At 63.6% G+C, this 14,557-nt stretch carries 20 protein-coding genes; 4 read left to right on the forward strand and 16 right to left on the reverse strand.

Features of this window, described 5'->3' with window-relative positions:
* Window positions 1–5: 5 nt before the first annotated feature.
* The gene (locus tag HX869_RS15805; protein ID WP_003217407.1) at window positions 6–800 is read right to left on the reverse strand and encodes a helix-turn-helix transcriptional regulator; all 795 of its coding nucleotides are present in this window, start codon (window positions 798–800) and stop codon (window positions 6–8) included.
* Window positions 801–897: 97 nt separating this feature from the next.
* Between HX869_RS15805 and HX869_RS15810 the strand changes: the two genes are divergently transcribed.
* Window positions 898–1,794, forward strand: a complete 897-nt coding sequence (locus HX869_RS15810) for a DMT family transporter (RefSeq protein ID WP_134325654.1) — start codon at window positions 898–900, stop codon at window positions 1,792–1,794.
* On the opposite strand, the gene HX869_RS15815 is transcribed toward HX869_RS15810, so the two are convergent.
* Window positions 1,787–2,092: a multidrug efflux SMR transporter gene (locus HX869_RS15815; RefSeq protein WP_102367994.1), complete on the reverse strand. Its 306-nt coding sequence runs from the start codon at window positions 2,090–2,092 to the stop codon at window positions 1,787–1,789. The genes HX869_RS15810 and HX869_RS15815 overlap by 8 nt on opposite strands.
* 1 nt (window position 2,093) lies before the next feature.
* Complete coding sequence (locus HX869_RS15820; protein ID WP_177022488.1) at window positions 2,094–2,735, reverse strand: FMN-dependent NADH-azoreductase; 642 nt, start codon at window positions 2,733–2,735, stop codon at window positions 2,094–2,096.
* A 124-nt stretch (window positions 2,736–2,859) separates the two neighbouring features.
* On the opposite strand from HX869_RS15820, the gene HX869_RS15825 reads away from it, so the two are divergent.
* Both HX869_RS15825 and HX869_RS15830 read left to right on the forward strand, forming a co-directional pair.
* Window positions 2,860–3,771 carry a LysR substrate-binding domain-containing protein gene (locus HX869_RS15825; RefSeq protein ID WP_085984661.1) on the forward strand — a complete coding sequence of 304 codons (912 nt, stop codon included), beginning with the start codon at window positions 2,860–2,862 and terminating at the stop codon, window positions 3,769–3,771.
* 98 nt (window positions 3,772–3,869) lie between these two features.
* A complete protein-coding gene (locus HX869_RS15830) occupies window positions 3,870–4,400 on the forward strand; it encodes a bacterioferritin (RefSeq protein WP_003217418.1) in 531 nt (176 codons plus the stop codon).
* 146 nt (window positions 4,401–4,546) lie between these two features.
* Here the strand turns inward: HX869_RS15830 and HX869_RS15835 are convergent, their stop codons facing one another.
* The 13 genes from HX869_RS15835 to HX869_RS15895 form a co-directional block, all read right to left on the reverse strand.
* Window positions 4,547–5,593 (reverse strand): EscU/YscU/HrcU family type III secretion system export apparatus switch protein, encoded by a 1,047-nt coding sequence (locus HX869_RS15835; RefSeq protein WP_003208311.1) that lies wholly within the window; start codon window positions 5,591–5,593, stop codon window positions 4,547–4,549.
* A gap of 3 nt (window positions 5,594–5,596) precedes the next feature.
* Entirely contained in the window at window positions 5,597–6,409 is an 813-nt protein-coding gene (gene sctT / locus HX869_RS15840; RefSeq protein WP_003208312.1) for a type III secretion system export apparatus subunit SctT, read from the reverse strand.
* Between the two features lie 6 nt (window positions 6,410–6,415).
* Entirely contained in the window at window positions 6,416–6,685 is a 270-nt protein-coding gene (gene sctS / locus HX869_RS15845; RefSeq protein ID WP_003208314.1) for a type III secretion system export apparatus subunit SctS, read from the reverse strand.
* A 10-nt stretch (window positions 6,686–6,695) separates the two neighbouring features.
* Window positions 6,696–7,349 carry a type III secretion system export apparatus subunit SctR gene (sctR, locus tag HX869_RS15850; protein ID WP_003208316.1) on the reverse strand — a complete coding sequence of 218 codons (654 nt, stop codon included), beginning with the start codon at window positions 7,347–7,349 and terminating at the stop codon, window positions 6,696–6,698.
* Window positions 7,346–8,347: a type III secretion system cytoplasmic ring protein SctQ gene (gene sctQ / locus HX869_RS15855; protein WP_008433160.1), complete on the reverse strand. Its 1,002-nt coding sequence runs from the start codon at window positions 8,345–8,347 to the stop codon at window positions 7,346–7,348. The genes sctR and sctQ overlap by 4 nt, the downstream gene beginning before the upstream one ends.
* Window positions 8,344–8,793, reverse strand: a complete 450-nt coding sequence (locus HX869_RS15860; RefSeq protein WP_102606212.1) for a hypothetical protein — start codon at window positions 8,791–8,793, stop codon at window positions 8,344–8,346. The genes sctQ and HX869_RS15860 overlap by 4 nt, the downstream gene beginning before the upstream one ends.
* A gap of 192 nt (window positions 8,794–8,985) precedes the next feature.
* The gene (locus HX869_RS15865) at window positions 8,986–10,308 is read right to left on the reverse strand and encodes a FliI/YscN family ATPase (protein ID WP_178903311.1); all 1,323 of its coding nucleotides are present in this window, start codon (window positions 10,306–10,308) and stop codon (window positions 8,986–8,988) included.
* Complete coding sequence (locus HX869_RS15870; protein ID WP_178903312.1) at window positions 10,305–10,883, reverse strand: FliH/SctL family protein; 579 nt, start codon at window positions 10,881–10,883, stop codon at window positions 10,305–10,307. The genes HX869_RS15865 and HX869_RS15870 overlap by 4 nt, the downstream gene beginning before the upstream one ends.
* Window positions 10,876–11,493: a hypothetical protein gene (locus HX869_RS15875; RefSeq protein WP_003208324.1), complete on the reverse strand. Its 618-nt coding sequence runs from the start codon at window positions 11,491–11,493 to the stop codon at window positions 10,876–10,878. Before HX869_RS15875 ends, HX869_RS15870 begins: the two co-directional genes overlap by 8 nt.
* Window positions 11,490–12,272, reverse strand: coding sequence for a type III secretion system inner membrane ring lipoprotein SctJ (sctJ, locus tag HX869_RS15880; protein WP_178903313.1), 783 nt, complete (start codon window positions 12,270–12,272; stop codon window positions 11,490–11,492). The genes HX869_RS15875 and sctJ overlap by 4 nt, the downstream gene beginning before the upstream one ends.
* A gap of 4 nt (window positions 12,273–12,276) precedes the next feature.
* Window positions 12,277–12,714: a hypothetical protein gene (locus HX869_RS15885; RefSeq protein WP_003208328.1), complete on the reverse strand. Its 438-nt coding sequence runs from the start codon at window positions 12,712–12,714 to the stop codon at window positions 12,277–12,279.
* A 9-nt stretch (window positions 12,715–12,723) separates the two neighbouring features.
* A complete protein-coding gene (locus HX869_RS15890; RefSeq protein WP_003208330.1) occupies window positions 12,724–12,954 on the reverse strand; it encodes a hypothetical protein in 231 nt (76 codons plus the stop codon).
* Between the two features lie 31 nt (window positions 12,955–12,985).
* A complete protein-coding gene (locus tag HX869_RS15895) occupies window positions 12,986–13,552 on the reverse strand; it encodes a type III secretion protein (protein WP_178903314.1) in 567 nt (188 codons plus the stop codon).
* Window positions 13,553–13,600: 48 nt separating this feature from the next.
* Here HX869_RS15895 and HX869_RS15900 point away from each other — a divergent pair, with 48 nt between their 5' ends.
* On the forward strand, window positions 13,601–14,365 hold the full coding sequence (locus HX869_RS15900) for a tetratricopeptide repeat protein (protein WP_178903315.1): 765 nt from the start codon (window positions 13,601–13,603) through the stop codon (window positions 14,363–14,365).
* Window positions 14,366–14,557: the final 192 nt, after the last annotated feature.

Below are 14,557 nucleotides of genomic sequence, written 5' to 3' on the forward strand. Positions count from 1 at the left end.
CCCTGTTACACCTTCCTGCCGCGTATATGGGTCCGGCGATACTGCTCCGGCGTGCAGCCGGCCTGGCGCTGGAACATCGCGATAAACGCCGAGGCTGTGCTGTAGCCCAGGTCAAACGCAACTTCCTGGACACTGCGCGCGCTGTCCAGCGCCTCGATCGACGCCAGGAACCGCAGGCGTTGGCGCCATTCGCCGAAGCTCATCCCCAGCTCACGCACAAATTGCCGCGCCAGGGTGCGCTCACTGACATGCACCTGCTGCGCCCACTGGGCCAGCGCGCGGTTATCGCCAGGGTCGGCCTGCATGCCCTCCAGCACACTGAGCAACCCGGGATGGCTGGCATACGGCAGGAAACAATCGTGCACCGGCGCCTGCCTGAGCTGGTCTACCAGCACCTGGGCCAGGCGCACGTCGGCTTCGTTCTCGGGAATGTTGACGTCACGCTCGGCGAAATCACTGAGGATCGCCTTGAGGATATCGCTGATGGTCAGGGTGCACGGCTGCGCCGGCAATTGCTCGCACAAGGCGGGCGCCAGATATACCGAGCGGTAGACGATCGCCTGGGCGTTGTAGGAACTGTGCTGGGTGTTGGGTGGGATCCATACCGCATATTGCGGCGGCGACATAAAGCGACTGCCAGCCACTTCAAAGCGCATCACGCCACGGGCCGAGTAGTCCAGGGAACCCCAGGCATGCTGGTGCGCACTGGCATGGGTGTCAGCCTCAAATTCCGAATAACGGAAATACACCGGGGCCGGCAACTGGTCAAAATCGGGAAGGTTGATGTACTTCTTGAGCATGTTGTCTGGATACAAAGGTCGGATGGCTGGATCGAAGTATAGGCTTCGATCCAGACAAAGGATAATCACCGCTCATAGACGCAACTGGTTCTTTTCGATGCAATACGCTTATCCGTTACTGGCCATTTTTATCTGGGCCGGCAATACCGTGGTCAACAAACTCGCGGTGGGGACGATTTTCCCTGCCGAGATCGGTTTTTACCGCTGGCTGCTGGCCGGCCTGCTGTTTACCCCGTTCATGCTCAAACCCGTCATCGCCAACTGGCCGCTGATTCGTCCCAACCTGGGCAAGGTCTTCATCCTCGGCGTGTTGGGCATGGCGGTGTACCAGAGCCTGGCGTATTACGCCGCGAACCTGACCTCAGCCACCAACATGGGCATTATCCTCTCGCTGATGCCACTGATGGCTCTTACCGCCGCAATCATCAGCCTTGGCCAGCGCCTGACCTTCGGCGCCCTGACCGGTGCCGTGCTGTCGTTTGCCGGCGTGGTAGTGGTGGTTTCCGCCGGTAGCCTCAGCGCCCTGCTGCAACACGGGCTGAATATGGGTGACGCGATGATGCTGGTGGCCACCCTCGCCTACGCGGTCTACAGCACCCTGCTGAAAAAATGGCAGCTGCGCTTGCCGCCACTGGTGTTGCTGTACCTGCAGGTGCTGGTGGCGGTGGTGGTGTTGTTTCCGCTGTTCCTGCTCTCCGACAAGGCCGGCCTTGGCTGGTCGAATATCCCGCTGGTGCTGTACGCCTGCCTGCTGGCCTCGATGCTCGCGCCGCTGGCCTGGATGCATTCGGTGAAGACCCTCGGCCCAAGCCGCACCACGCTGTTTTTCAACCTGCTGCCGCTGATCACCGCGTTGATTGCCGCAGTGGTGTTGAAAGAGCAGCTGGCGATGTATCACCTGGTGGGCGGCTTGCTGACCCTGGGCGGGGTGATTTTGTCGGAGCGCTGGACGACGCCGGTTCGCAGCAATGTCAGCGCGCAGGAAGCTACTTGAGCCCCACCACTCCGGCGACGATCAAGCCCACCGACACCAGCTTGATCAGCGTCAGGCTCTCCCCCAGCAATGCGAACCCGAGAAACACCGTGCCCAGTGAGCCAATGGCGGTCCAGATCGGGTAGGCCACGCTCACCGGCAACTCACGCATGGCCAGGGTCAGGAAGTAGATCCCGCCCACGGCCGCGATGACGGTGACCAGCGACGGCCACAGCCGGGTGAAACCATCGGCGTACTTCATGCCCATGGCGAAGGTCACCTCAAAGCCGGCGGCGATCAGCAGGAAAAGCCACGACACTTCAGAAGCTCCCGGCCAGGTCGCGCAGTTGCCCCTCGACTGCATCGCAGGAACGGCGGAAAACGCTCGGGTCGGACTCTTCGCCTTCTGCGGCGATCACCGTGACGTCTTCAATGCCGATGAACCCCAACGCGGTCCGCAGGTGCGGATCGGCGTGGTTCATCGCCTCGTTTTCCCCGCCCGGGCCAAAGCCGCTGCCGCCGCGACTGGTGATGATCAAGGCCTTTTTGCCCAACAATAACGGCTGGTACTGGGCGATACCCTGGCTGTCCTGGGTGATATCCACGGTATGGCCCATGCGCACGATCTGGTCGATCCAGGCCTTGAGGCCGCTGGGAATCCCGAAGTTGTACATCGGTACGGAAATCACCAGCAGTTCGTGCTCGACGAGCTCGGCTACCAGCTCATTGCTCAGTTGCAAATCGGCGTGCATGGACAACGGCATCGCCTGCGGCTCCGGGTGGAAGCTGGCGGCAATGAACGCTTCGCTGACGTGGGGGATAGACGCCCGGCCCACTTCGCGGCGGGTCAGTTGCGCGTCGGGATTGGCGGTGTGCCAGGCGGCCAGGAACACCTCGGCAAGGCGCCGGGAGTGGGAACGTTCGCCGCGGGGGCTGGAATGGATCGCAAGTATTTTTTTCATCTGTAGGCCTTCACACGCTAGACTCAGGCAACCTGAATGGCTGCCTCTGTTGCGCATAAATCTAGAGCCGAGCGGCCACCCTCACAAATGAGCAATAGTTGTTTTGGATGAACTGAATTCACCAATGGAGCCACACATGTTTGCTTCGCTGCCCCTGACCGCCCTGCGCGCCTTTGAATCGGCCTCGCGCCTGTTGAGCTTCAAGGCCGCCGCCCAGGAGTTGTCGGTCACGCCGACGGCGGTGTCCCATCAGATTCGCTCCCTGGAAACCTGGCTCGGCGTACCGCTGTTCGAGCGCCTGCCGCGCCAGGTGCGCCTGACGGAACGCGGCGAGCGCCTGTTCCACAGCCTGCACGGCGCCTTGCTGGACGTCGCGCAAAGCGTCGACACCCTGCGCCCGCAACGCAGCGCCGGCAATCTCACGCTCTCCACTACGCCGGCGTTTGCCGCTCTGTGGCTGGTGCCGCGACTCGGGCGCTTCTATGCCGCCCATCCGGATATCAGCCTGCGCCTGGACACCAACTGCGCCGTCGTCGATTTACAGCAGGATGCCAGCGTCGACCTGGTGATCCGCTACAGCATCGACGACTACACGAACCTCTACGGTTTGTGCCTGTTCGACGAATGTTTCGCCGTGTATGGCTCCCCCGAACAAGTCGCCCTGGCGCGCGAGCGCACCCCGACCCTGATCAGCGTGCGCTGGCACAACTCCAGGCTGTACGCCCTGGGCTGGCAGGCATGGTGCGAAAAGGCCGGCGAAGACTGGTTGCAATCCGCTTCGCCGCTGCGCGAATACGACGAAGAACACTACGCCCTGCAAGCGGCCATCGCCGGCCAGGGCCTGGTGCTGGCGAGCAATATCCTGGTCTCGGAAAGCGTCGCCAGCGGGTTGCTGGTGCCTTACCGGCCACAGGTCCGCGTCAACGGCGCCGGCTACAGCGCCCTGTGCGTACCGGGACGGGAACGGCACCCGCCGGTCCGGGCGTTTTTTGAGTGGTTGCAGGAGGAAGCGCGGCTGTCGGGGCACGCTCTGTAAAATCCGATAAAACTTTTTGCGTTGCCTGGGACTCACAACTTGGAGCGATCACGCCGGCAGAGCGTGGCGCAAAACCGGATTAGTACCAGGAGAATGAGATGACTGACTCACATTTGTCTGACGTAGCCACTTTACGTGACCGCGCCCGCAAGAACGTCGAAAACGGTGCCGTGACCGAAGGTTATGACGCCGACCGCCAGGAAATCCTGCGTCTGCTCAACGAATCGCTGGCCACCGAGCTGGTGTGCGTGCTGCGCTACAAGCGCCACTACTTCATGGCCAATGGCGTCAAGGCGCATGTCGCCGCCGAGGAGTTCCTCGAGCACGCCACCCAGGAAGCCGAACACGCCGACAAGTTGGCCGAGCGTATCGTGCAGTTGGGTGGCGAGCCGGAGTTCAACCCCGACCTGCTGTCGAAGAATTCCCACGCGCAGTACGTGGCCGGCAATACGCTGAAGGAGATGGTCTACGAAGACCTGGTGGCCGAGCGCATCGCGGTAGACAGCTATCGCGAAATCATCCAGTACATCGGTGACAAAGACCCGACCACTCGCCGGATCTTCGAAGACATCCTGGCCCAGGAAGAAGAACACGCCGACGACATGGCGGATATTCTGAAGGACCTGTAACTAACACAGCTAACACCGCAAAACCCATGTGGGAGCGGGCTTGCTCGCGAAGGCGGTGGGTCAGTCGGAACATTTTCAGTGACTGACACACCGCCTTCGCGAGCAAGCCCGCTCCCACATTTTGATCGGTGTTCGGCTCAAGATCGTCAGATCAACCGCGCCGCCACCAACCAGTCCGCCACCGCCTGGAACGAAGCATCCGGCACCGGATCCCCCGGCACCGTCTTGCGCGCAATCGCTTCCGCCAAGCCCTTGTCCGGCGCTTGCGGTATCCCTAAATCAAACGCCTCCTGCAACATCCCCAACGCTTCCTCCGGCGAAGCGCGGCACACCACCACCGGCACCGGCGTTTCACCACGCACATAACGCACGCCTATCACCCAGCCATCGGTGGTGCCGATCATCATCGACGCCCGGCCCAACCCCAGCTTGGTGGCCAGCGCCTGCATCTCCTGGCGCTGGCGTCGCCGTTCGCTCTTGATCAACGGGTCGCCGTCAATGTCCTTGCGCTCGCGCTTGGTCTCGCTGCGGGTCATTTTCATGTCGCGGCCGAACAGCCAGCGTTGCATCAACACATCCACCCCGCCCACCAGGATGAAGGCCGCGAGTACGGTAAACACCAGCGGCTTGAGCACCAGGAAAAACGTCGACTCGATACACCCCGCGCCACACCGCGACGACTCCATCAACGCCTGCAACGCATGCCGCCCCACCACGTAGAACGCCACAGCCAGCACATGCACCTTGATCAGGCCCTTGATGAATTCCACAAAGTTGCGCAGGGCAAACAGCTTCTTGAAGCCTTCCGCCGGGTTGATACGCTTGAACTCCGGCTTGATTGGCTCCACGGAAAACACAAAGCCGCGCATGGTGATGATATTGGTCAGGATCACCACCCCGGTGGTCACCGCCATCACCGGCAGGGTGATGCCGATCACCAGTTGCTCGGCATGGTCCAGCACCCGTGGCCAAACCGTGGCGAAGGGTTCGATGTAGATCTGCGCAGTGAGGTCGATCAGCGCCGTGACCTGGGCCTGGGCCCGGGGCGCGAGGATGGAAATGCACAGGGTGCAGAACAGGATGACCATGCCCGAGACCAGGTCCTGGCTCTTGGCGACCTGGCCTTTCTTTCGCGCGTCCTTGAGTTTTTTATCCGTGGCCGGCTGGGACTTCTCTTCGCTGGTATCGCCCATGCGCTACTCCATGCCCGCCAGGGTTTTCAGCAGCTCCACCGTGCCGCGAAATTCCGCCAACTGGTCCAGCATCAACGGAATCAGGAAGCCAATGTAGATCACCATCAGGATCGAGAAAAACAGGTTTTTCACCGGCAACGACAGGTCGAAAATATGCAGGTTCGGCGCCATCCGCGACAGGTACGCCAGCATCAAATCAGTGACCAGCAGCGAGATGATCAGCGGCGACACCATCAGCACCCCGACCCGCATGATCTGGTCGAGAATCGACAGCACCGCCAGCAACGCCGAGCTGGCAAACACCGGGGTAAACGCGGTCACCGGCCACAGCTGGTAGCTGTGGTAATAACCGTCGACCATCAGGATAAAACCGCCGGACATGAAGAACAGCGTGATCAACATCACCGTCAGCAAGGTGGACATCACACTCGACTCCCCGGTGGACAACGGGTCCACCAGTTGCGCCATGGTCGAACCGCGCTGCAGGTCGATCAACTCCCCCGCCACTTCCGCCGCCCAGAACGGAATGCCGAACAACAGGCCGATCAGGATGCCGATCAGGAATTCCTTGATCAGCAACCCGGCGATAAACAGGCTGCCGTGGTTGGGCATCGAGGTCATGGCGTCGAACACCGGCATGAACATCGGGATCGAAATCGCCACGGCCACGCAGCCGCGAATCATTCCGGTGAGCCCGAGGCGGTTGAACGCCGGGGTGATCACCACCACGCCCATGGCCCGGCAGGCCGCCAGCGAGGCCGAGCTGATCACCGGGTAGGCGACTTCGAGAAACTGTGCGGTAAGGCTGGCATCCATGGGCGGTCAGCGCGTCCACAAGGGAAAATTGTCCAGCACCTGGCTGCCGAGTTCCGCCACTTGCCCGGCCAGCACCGGGCCGAGAAACACGATAGTCAACAATACCGCCACCAGCTTCACCACCTGGGGCAGGGTCTGGTCCTGGATCTGGGTCAGCGCCTGGAACAGGCCCACGCTCAAACCCACGATGATCGCCACCCCCAGCGCAGGCGCGGAGAGCATCAGCACGGTCATCAGTGCCTGTTTCATCAATGACAGGAAAACGTCCTGGCCCATGGGTCGTGCCTCAGCCGTAACTCAGAATCAAACCGTGCATCAGGCGCGACCAGCCGCTCAATGACACGAACAGGAAGATTTTCAGCGGGATCGAAATCAGGTTCGGCGAGACCATCGACATGCCCATCGCCATCAGCACGTTGGACACCAGCAAGTCCACCACCAGGAACGGGATGTACAGCAGGAACCCGATCTCGAAGGCCCGGGTCAGCTCCGAACTGACAAACGCCGGGATCAGCACCACCAGGTCGTCATCCCGCAGGTCGGCACGGGCTTCCGGCGACCAGATGGTCTCGGTGGCCTGCACAAAAAAGCCGCGCTCGGACTCGTTGGCAAACCGTGCCAGGTGCGCCTGTAGCGGCGGGCGCAGGGCGTCGCCGAGGTCCTTGAGTTGCTCGACGTGCTCGATATTCAGGTCGCGGCCCTCTACCTGGCGGTACATGTCGCCAATCAACGGCGTGGTGACGTACACCGAGAGAATCAGCGCGATGCCGTACAGCACCAGGTTCGGCGGCGTCTGCTGCACGCCCAGGGCGTTGCGGATCAGGAACAGCACCACCGAGATTTTCATGAAGCCGGTGAGGGTCACCACCGCCAACGGGATCAACCCGATGGTGGCAACCACCAGGATGATCTCGATCAGGTTCGGCTGATAACCGGTCATGGGGTGGCGAAACTCAGCAGGCGCACGCCCAGGCCGTCACCGATTTTCACCAGTTGGCCCTGGCCGACGCGACGGCCGTTGACCATCAGGTCGACGCCATCCACGGTCGGCGTATTCAGTTGCAGCAGGCTGCCCGCCCCCAGTTCCCGCAGTTGCGCCAGGGTCAGTTCCAGGCTGCCGACCTGGCACACCAGCTTGAGGGGCAAATCGTCCAGGGCCGCGGCGGCATCGACGTCAGTCATTGTGTTCTCCATGTCCAAAAGGGGCGTGTTCAGAGGTTCCTGCACCTGCAGCGACGAGCCGTCGCGCTGGCAGCGGGCTTGCAGGCGGCCCTCAAGGTCCAGCAGCCAGCCGCTGCCAGGTTCGAGCATCAGCACATCGCCGGGCTGCAGGCTGCGCAGCTCGCCGAGGCTCAACCATTGCCGCCCGGCCACTACCGACAGCGTGTGGCGCAACGCCGGCAACGGGTCGGCGTCGATCTGGCCGTGCTGGTCCAGCAACTGGCCCACCAGGACTGCAGCGCTTTCACTCAAGTCCAGTTGGGCGGCCATTGGCGGGTTGTTGCCGAAGGTCAATGTCAGTGCCAGATGCACTGCATAAGGCCGCAGGTCGTCACTGGTTTCGAGCAGTTGCACGGGGTGGCCGAGCAACGGTTCGAGGCGCTCGATCAGGTCCAGCACGGCCAGTTCCAGCAGCAGCGAACGCGGTAATGCCGGCAGCACTTGCGCGTCGAACTGCAACGCCAGCGGCACCAGTACTTGTTCCAGGGCGGCAGCCGAGAGTCGCAAGCGCACCGGTGACTGGCCGAGCAACAGCAACACATCCCGGGGTGTTTTCAGCGGCTGGGGATCGGCGGCCCAGGCGACGCTCAGATCCTGCCCGGCGCAGCGGCCCTGCCACGCATGCCGCCGGCGGTGCAATTGGTTATGCAGCGTGAGCAGTGCCGGGTCGTAGTGCTCAAGCCAGGGCGCCAACGGGTCGGCAAGGGCCACGATCATGTGCCGAGTCCTTGTTCTTCACGTAGCTCGCCGGCCACCCGTTCGCTGCTTTCACGCCCGTCCAGCAGGCTTTGCCAGGCATCAGACTGGCGCTGGCGGCTCAGGCGCTCCTGGCGAAACAGCTCACGCTCGCGCTCCTGGGTTTGCAGGGTACTGGACACGTGGCTGACGTCGCCTTCAAGCACCTGCTCATCGTCGGCCAAGCCCCGCAGGCGATCCTGGGCGGCCTGCCAACTGGCCACCGACAGGCCTTCGGTCAGCGAGGCGTAAATCTCGCCGGCTTCATGGGCAACGGCCTCACGGTGCAGGCGCAGTTGTTCCTTGGCGTCGGTCAAGGCGCCGCGGGTTTGCGCGCAGCGTTGCTGTTGCGCCGCCAACTGGCTCGCCGCCCGCTGTTCGCGCAGCACCCGCAGGGTTTGCAGGGTGCGCAGTTGTTCAGTCTTCATCGGTTCTTTTCTCCATCGTCATACCAACAGCGCACTCACTGAGTGCATGAAGATCGAATGTGGGAGCTGTCGAGCCCCGGCGAGGCTGCGATAGCGGTGGGTCAGGCAACATTGATGTTGGCTGTGCTGACGCCATCGCAGCCTCGCTGAAGCTCGACAGCTCCCACACTGGAGCTTGCTGCGCTTTCGGGCTCATGCCAGCACCTGGCGCATGCGGATCAAGGTCTGTTCGGGGCTGCTGGGTTCGTCGGCGTTCTGGCGCAGGAAGGCTTCGATTGCCCCATGGCGGGTGATCGCTTCGTCGGCCAGGGGGTCGCTGCCGGCGGAGTACTCGCCGACACGGATCAGCATTTCGATCTCGCCGTAGCGCGCCATCAATTCACGGATGCGCATCGCCAGGCGCTTGTGTTCGTCACCGGCGACCTGCTCCATCAAGCGGCTGCGGCTGCGCAGCACGTCCACCGCCGGGAAAAAGTTGCGCTGCGCCAGTTCGGCGCTGAGGGCGATATGCCCGTCGAGGATCGAACGCGCTTCCTCCGCCACCGGATCGCTGGCGGCGTCACCTTCGGTGAGCACGGTGTACAGCGCGGTGATGCTGCCGGCAGGGCCCGGGCCGGCGCGCTCGAGCAACTTGGGCAAGGTGGCAAAAAACGACGGCGGATAACCGCGGCGGGTCGGCGGTTCACCCACGGCCAGGCCGATTTCGCGCTGGGCGCGGGCGAACCGCGTGAGGCTGTCCATCAACAGCAGTACATTGCGGCCCTGATCGCGGTGGTACTCGGCCAGGGTGGTGGCGACAAATGCCGCGCGCACCCGCTCGGCGGCCGGGCGGTCGGAGGTGGCGACGACAGCAACGGTGCGTGCGCGGGCCGTGGCGTCCAGTTGCACGTCCAGCAGTTCGCGCACTTCCCTGCCCCGCTCGCCGATCAAACCGATGACAATCACATCGGCCTCGCTGTTGCGGATGATGCTCGCCAACAACGAGGATTTGCCCACCCCGGGCTCGCCGAAGATGCCCATGCGCTGGCCCTGGGCGAGGGTCAGCAAGCCGTCGATGGAGCGGATGCCCAACGCCATGGAGCGCACGATCAATTGGCGGGAGAACGGTGCCGGTGGCTCGGCATGCAAGGGGTAGGTCTGCAGGTTCAGGGTTGGCGGTACACCGTCACCGTCGAGAAACTCGCCCATGGGGCTGATCACTCGCCCCAATTGCGCATCGCCCACGGCCACACCCAGGCTTTCGCCGGTGGCAATGATTTGCGTGCGGGTCGACAGGCCTTCCATGGAACCGATGGGCGACAGGATCGCTTCGTCGCCATCAAAACCGATCACTTCGGCGCTGAGGCTGCGGCCACTGACCGGGTCGCGCAGGTGGCATAGCTCACCGATGCTCGCGCCCGCCACGCTGGCCCGCAGCAACACCCCGCGAATGCTCAGCACCGTGCCCTGCATCGGACGCAAGCGGGCCTGGGACAGCCGCTCGGTCAGGCGCGGCAGCAGTTGATCGAGGTTCATGCCACGCCCTCTTCGGCAAAGGGCAACAGGCTGCGGCGCAGGCTTTGCAGTTGCGCCTCCAGCCCCAGCTCAACCGAACCCGCCGGGCTGCTCAGGCGGGCCTGGCCGGCGCCCAGTTGTGCATCGGCCTCTACGGCGATGCCGTCCTTGAGCAACTGTGGGCGCAGGGCATTCACGTCGGCGGGCGGCACCCACAACGTCAAGACCTGGCCCTGGCGAAACGCGCTCAGGGCCTGGCGTGTACAACGCACCACGCGGTCGGTGTCGTCCAGTTCGCCGAGTACTTCACGCACGATGCCCAGGGCCAGGTCCGCCAGCGACGCCTCAAGCCCGGCCAGGTAATGCTGGACCTGGGCCTGGGTTTCCAGCAGCAACTGTGCAACCTGTTCGGCACCTTCGCGGCGCGCACTTTCAAAACCCTCGGCGCGGGCGGTGTGCAGCCATTGGTCGCTGTCGGCCTTGATCTGCTCGGCGTGCGCCCTGGCGGCTTGCACAAAGGCAAAGCCATCGGTCCATAACGCCGCTTCATCGGCGTGCAAAATCCGCGCGGCCGGACGGCTGGGTAATTCACTCATGGGCAAGCTCCTCGGCGAGTAACCGGGCGGCGACGGTCTGGACGATCTCCAGGTCGCGGGGCAAGCGCCCGCTGTAGCCCTTGGGCGCGACAAACCGCAGGGGCAGCCAGCCTTGCAACTCGGCAGGCTGGGCTTGCAGCCAGGCGGCGACACAGGTGAGGCCATCGCGGTCGATGGCGTCGATCAACTCGGCGGGCTCGCGCAGCAGGTCGGCCGCGCCGCCCAACTGCCGGTGCGCGAGGGCCAGGGCAAAGGCTTCCTGGCCAAGGCCCTCGCGCAATTCATTCACCACTTCGCGGCGGATCTCCCGGCTCAGGGTCGAGCCATGCCAGATCGCACCACACAGCCTGGGCAGACGCGCAAATTGCGCCGGGCTCAGCAGCAGCACCGGCAAATCAGCGGCGGGCGGCGTGACCAGATGCGCCAGCGGCGCCAGCTGATAATGGCTGGCCAGCAGTTGCTCCAGCCGCGAGCGAAAACGCGGCTGCCCATGCAGGGCTTGCAGCACCTCGACCGGCAGGCCTTCGCCAAAACACTCGCCAAGGCTTTGCTCGCGCACAAACTGCAACGGCTGGGCGATCAGCCCCTGCCAACGCTCAACCAGGCTCATTCACCCTCCTTGAGCACATACAACGCCTGGGCCTGGCGCCGGGCCCATTGCTGGCGGGCCAACACACCACCCGCGCCGAGGGCGAGCAGCAGCAAGCCACCGAACAGCAACCGCGCCTGGTTGAGGTTGTCTTCCAACAGCCACAGGCCCATGAAACGCGCGAGTCGCGGTTGCGTCGGGTTCTGGCTGATGGACACCGCGGCCTTGATCGCGGTCACCGACACACCGTCGTAGCTCAGGCCGGAAATGCCGTTGGCCACCAGGGTCTTGATCTGCGGGATCAGCGTATTGATGTCTGTACCCGGGTCGTAGCGCACCAGCACCGAGGCTGACGACGGCGAAATCACCCGCTTGAGCAGGTCATTGTCCGGCAGCACCACGTGCACCCGCGCCGAGACGATGCCGTCGATCTGCGACACCGAGTGGGACAGTTCTTCGCTCAAGGCATAGATCATCTGCGCCCGCTCCTGCACCGGCGACGACACCAGGCCATTGCCCTTGAACACCTCGCCCATGTTGGAAAAGCTCTGCTGCGGCAGGCCGGCGTTGTCCAGCAGGGTCATGGCCTCGGCGAAGCGCTGTTCGTCGACCACCACTTTCAACTGGCCGTTGTCCTGCACCTTGCGCGTCGCCGGGATGCCGTCGCGCAGCAGCACCGCGACCATGGCGTTGGCGTCGCGCTCGCTGAGGTTGGTGTAGAGGTCCATGTCGCAGGCCTGCAAGAGGCTGGCGAGCACGCCGATCAGCAGCAGGCGCAGGGCACGATTCGGGCTTGGCATGGCGTTATTGACCCTTGAGCAGCGTGTTGGCGGAACCGGAAATCTGCGTCGCACCGCGCACCACCATCTGGGTTTCGATGGAGTAGTCGAACATCTTGCCCAGTGAATGGACGATCTGGTCGACCTGCTGCTCGGCGACTTTCTTGCCCGGTTCTGCGGTGGGCGAGGCACCCGAGGTGCGGATATCCGCAGCGGCCACTTGCGGCGGCGCCGAGGGGTTATTGGTGAGCAAATCGGCGCGCTCGGAAAAGGTCCGGGAGCGGTCGATAAAACTGTTCAGGCGCTCCATCAGCCCCGAGCCGATCTGATGGGGGCTGGCGCCCTCGGGCATGCCCTTGGCCGTATTGGCCATGTGCTCGAACAGATTCTGCGAGGCCCCGGCGGGCCCCGCGCCGGCGGACGGCGGCAAGGCCGTGGCGCTGGCAGCGAGACTGATGGTCATGGGTGCGCCCTACTCTTCGTCGTCATCGGACATGGCGTCATTCAGCATTTCCTGGGCCTTGGGCATGATGATGAATTGGCCGCCGATGGTGACCGCCTGGGTGATCAGGGCATCGGTGAATTCGGCGTCGGTCATCTCCGGTTTATCGGCGCTCTTGGCGTTGTCCACCGCGGCGTTGAACTTGGCTTCAGGGCTGGCGCCACCGGGGGCGAGGTTGCTGTCTACGGCGGTTACGGACATGGTCATGCTCCTTTACTGGGGTTGGGGTGAATCAAGGGGTTTCAGTGCTCACCTGGGCGCCGCGAAACACCCGCACGCCGTGCTCGCGCGCCACCACCGGCGCGGCGGCCTTGGGCTGCAGGTGATCCACATGCTGCTGGACCAGCGCCAGGTACGGCGGCGGCCCGGAGACGAAGACTTCATCGCCCTCGGGGCCGTTACGCATCGATAACTGCTGGCCGAACACATCGAGGTTGTTCAGATAGGCCTGCAACTGATCCAGGTTCAGGGCGCTGGCCTTGAACAGCCTGGTGGTGATTTCATCGCTGGCATTGAGGTACAGCAGGTTGCCGTCGAAATACCAGGTCAGGCCATTGGTGCTGCACAGCATCTGCAAAAACTCCCCGGCGGTGGCTGCACGCACGGTGCTGCGGGCCTTGCCGCGGACCTTGTCGGAGAGCACCAGCGGGATATCGAGGTTGTGGCCGAACTCTTCGAGGGCGGCGCGCACGTCCTGGTCCACCAGCACATAGGCGTAGGGTTTGGTGAACCATTCAGGCTCGTCGTCGGCGTGGGCGATCGAGGCCCCCAACAGCACCGACAGACATAGGAGCGCCATGGAAAATATGCTTACATGACGTCCGCCTTCGCCCAACGAGTTGTGACGATGACCAAACACTTTTTGCTTGCCGGCAGCCTGTTGCTGGCTGCCTGTTCCAATACTGCGCCGAGCGATTCCGACCGCTCGCTGAAGCTGGCCGACGACCTGAACAAACGCGGCGACTACGCCAGCGCGGCGGCGCTGTACGAACGTGCGGCCCAGCAACCGGGCGCAAGCATCGACTTGTGGCTCAAACTCGGCCAGGCGCGGCTCGACGGCAACGACGCGCTCGGTGCCGAACGCGCCTTCCAACAGGCCCTCGGCCTTCAAGCGCACAACGCCGACGCCCTGCTGGGACTGGGCACCGCGCAACTGCGCCTTGGCAAAAGCCAACGCGCCGTGACCGCCCTGGGCCAGGCCGCCGAGGCCAGCCAGTCGCCGGTCGCCTACACCCGACTGGGCATTGCCCAGGTGTTGAACGGCCAGGCCGTCGCGGCACAAACCGCGTTCGCCAAAAGCCTGGGCCTGCAACCCGACGACCTCGACAGCCGCTGCAACCTGGCCCTGGCCTACGCCCTTGGCGGCCAGGCGCAGCAGGCCTTGGACACCATCGCCCCCGTCACCCAATCGCCCCGCGCGTTGCCACGGCATCAGCGTAATGAGCTGCTGGTGCTGGTATTGGCGGGATACGAACAACGAGTGGCCAGCTTGCCGCTGGACGATATTCCGGCGGCTGAGCGCGCACGCCTGATCACGGAAGCCAACCGCATCAAAGCCATCAGCGATCCGATTGCGCAAGCGCGGGAATTGGGGCTGGTGGATACGCACTAAATCCAACTGCTTTTGATCTTGCTGTTGCCCTGCTTTTGACGTTGCTTTTGATCTATCAGGCCCCGTTAAACCACGCTGGCCGAACGCAGGCTTTGGAGCGTGGGTAACCCGGCAGGACGCCGGGTTAGCCGTCCTGGGCCAAGGATGGCCCATGACGGCGGCCCACGGTCCAAAGCCGGAGTGAGGGCACAC

This window comes from Pseudomonas sp. P7779, assembly GCF_013386315.1.
Taxonomy (GTDB): domain Bacteria; phylum Pseudomonadota; class Gammaproteobacteria; order Pseudomonadales; family Pseudomonadaceae; genus Aquipseudomonas.

Coding starts and splice junctions, on each gene's coding strand:
- HX869_RS15895 (WP_178903314.1), bottom strand. CDS start 13,552: ATGGCGCTCCTATGTCTGTCGGTGCTGTTGGGGGCCTCGATCGCCCAC.
- HX869_RS15835 (WP_003208311.1), bottom strand. CDS start 5,593: ATGGGCGATACCAGCGAAGAGAAGTCCCAGCCGGCCACGGATAAAAAA.
- HX869_RS15860 (WP_102606212.1), bottom strand. CDS start 8,793: ATGAAGACTGAACAACTGCGCACCCTGCAAACCCTGCGGGTGCTGCGC.
- HX869_RS15830 (WP_003217418.1), top strand. CDS start 3,870: ATGACTGACTCACATTTGTCTGACGTAGCCACTTTACGTGACCGCGCC.
- sctJ (WP_178903313.1), bottom strand. CDS start 12,272: ATGCCAAGCCCGAATCGTGCCCTGCGCCTGCTGCTGATCGGCGTGCTC.
- HX869_RS15865 (WP_178903311.1), bottom strand. CDS start 10,308: ATGAACCTCGATCAACTGCTGCCGCGCCTGACCGAGCGGCTGTCCCAG.
- HX869_RS15805 (WP_003217407.1), bottom strand. CDS start 800: ATGCTCAAGAAGTACATCAACCTTCCCGATTTTGACCAGTTGCCGGCC.
- sctT (WP_003208312.1), bottom strand. CDS start 6,409: ATGGATGCCAGCCTTACCGCACAGTTTCTCGAAGTCGCCTACCCGGTG.
- sctR (WP_003208316.1), bottom strand. CDS start 7,349: ATGACCGGTTATCAGCCGAACCTGATCGAGATCATCCTGGTGGTTGCC.
- HX869_RS15900 (WP_178903315.1), top strand. CDS start 13,601: ATGACCAAACACTTTTTGCTTGCCGGCAGCCTGTTGCTGGCTGCCTGT.
- sctQ (WP_008433160.1), bottom strand. CDS start 8,347: ATGATCGTGGCCCTTGCCGACCCGTTGGCGCCCTGGCTTGAGCACTAC.
- HX869_RS15890 (WP_003208330.1), bottom strand. CDS start 12,954: ATGTCCGTAACCGCCGTAGACAGCAACCTCGCCCCCGGTGGCGCCAGC.
- sctS (WP_003208314.1), bottom strand. CDS start 6,685: ATGGGCCAGGACGTTTTCCTGTCATTGATGAAACAGGCACTGATGACC.
- HX869_RS15810 (WP_134325654.1), top strand. CDS start 898: ATGCAATACGCTTATCCGTTACTGGCCATTTTTATCTGGGCCGGCAAT.
- HX869_RS15825 (WP_085984661.1), top strand. CDS start 2,860: ATGGAGCCACACATGTTTGCTTCGCTGCCCCTGACCGCCCTGCGCGCC.
- HX869_RS15870 (WP_178903312.1), bottom strand. CDS start 10,883: ATGAGTGAATTACCCAGCCGTCCGGCCGCGCGGATTTTGCACGCCGAT.
- HX869_RS15820 (WP_177022488.1), bottom strand. CDS start 2,735: ATGAAAAAAATACTTGCGATCCATTCCAGCCCCCGCGGCGAACGTTCC.
- HX869_RS15875 (WP_003208324.1), bottom strand. CDS start 11,493: ATGAGCCTGGTTGAGCGTTGGCAGGGGCTGATCGCCCAGCCGTTGCAG.
- HX869_RS15885 (WP_003208328.1), bottom strand. CDS start 12,714: ATGACCATCAGTCTCGCTGCCAGCGCCACGGCCTTGCCGCCGTCCGCC.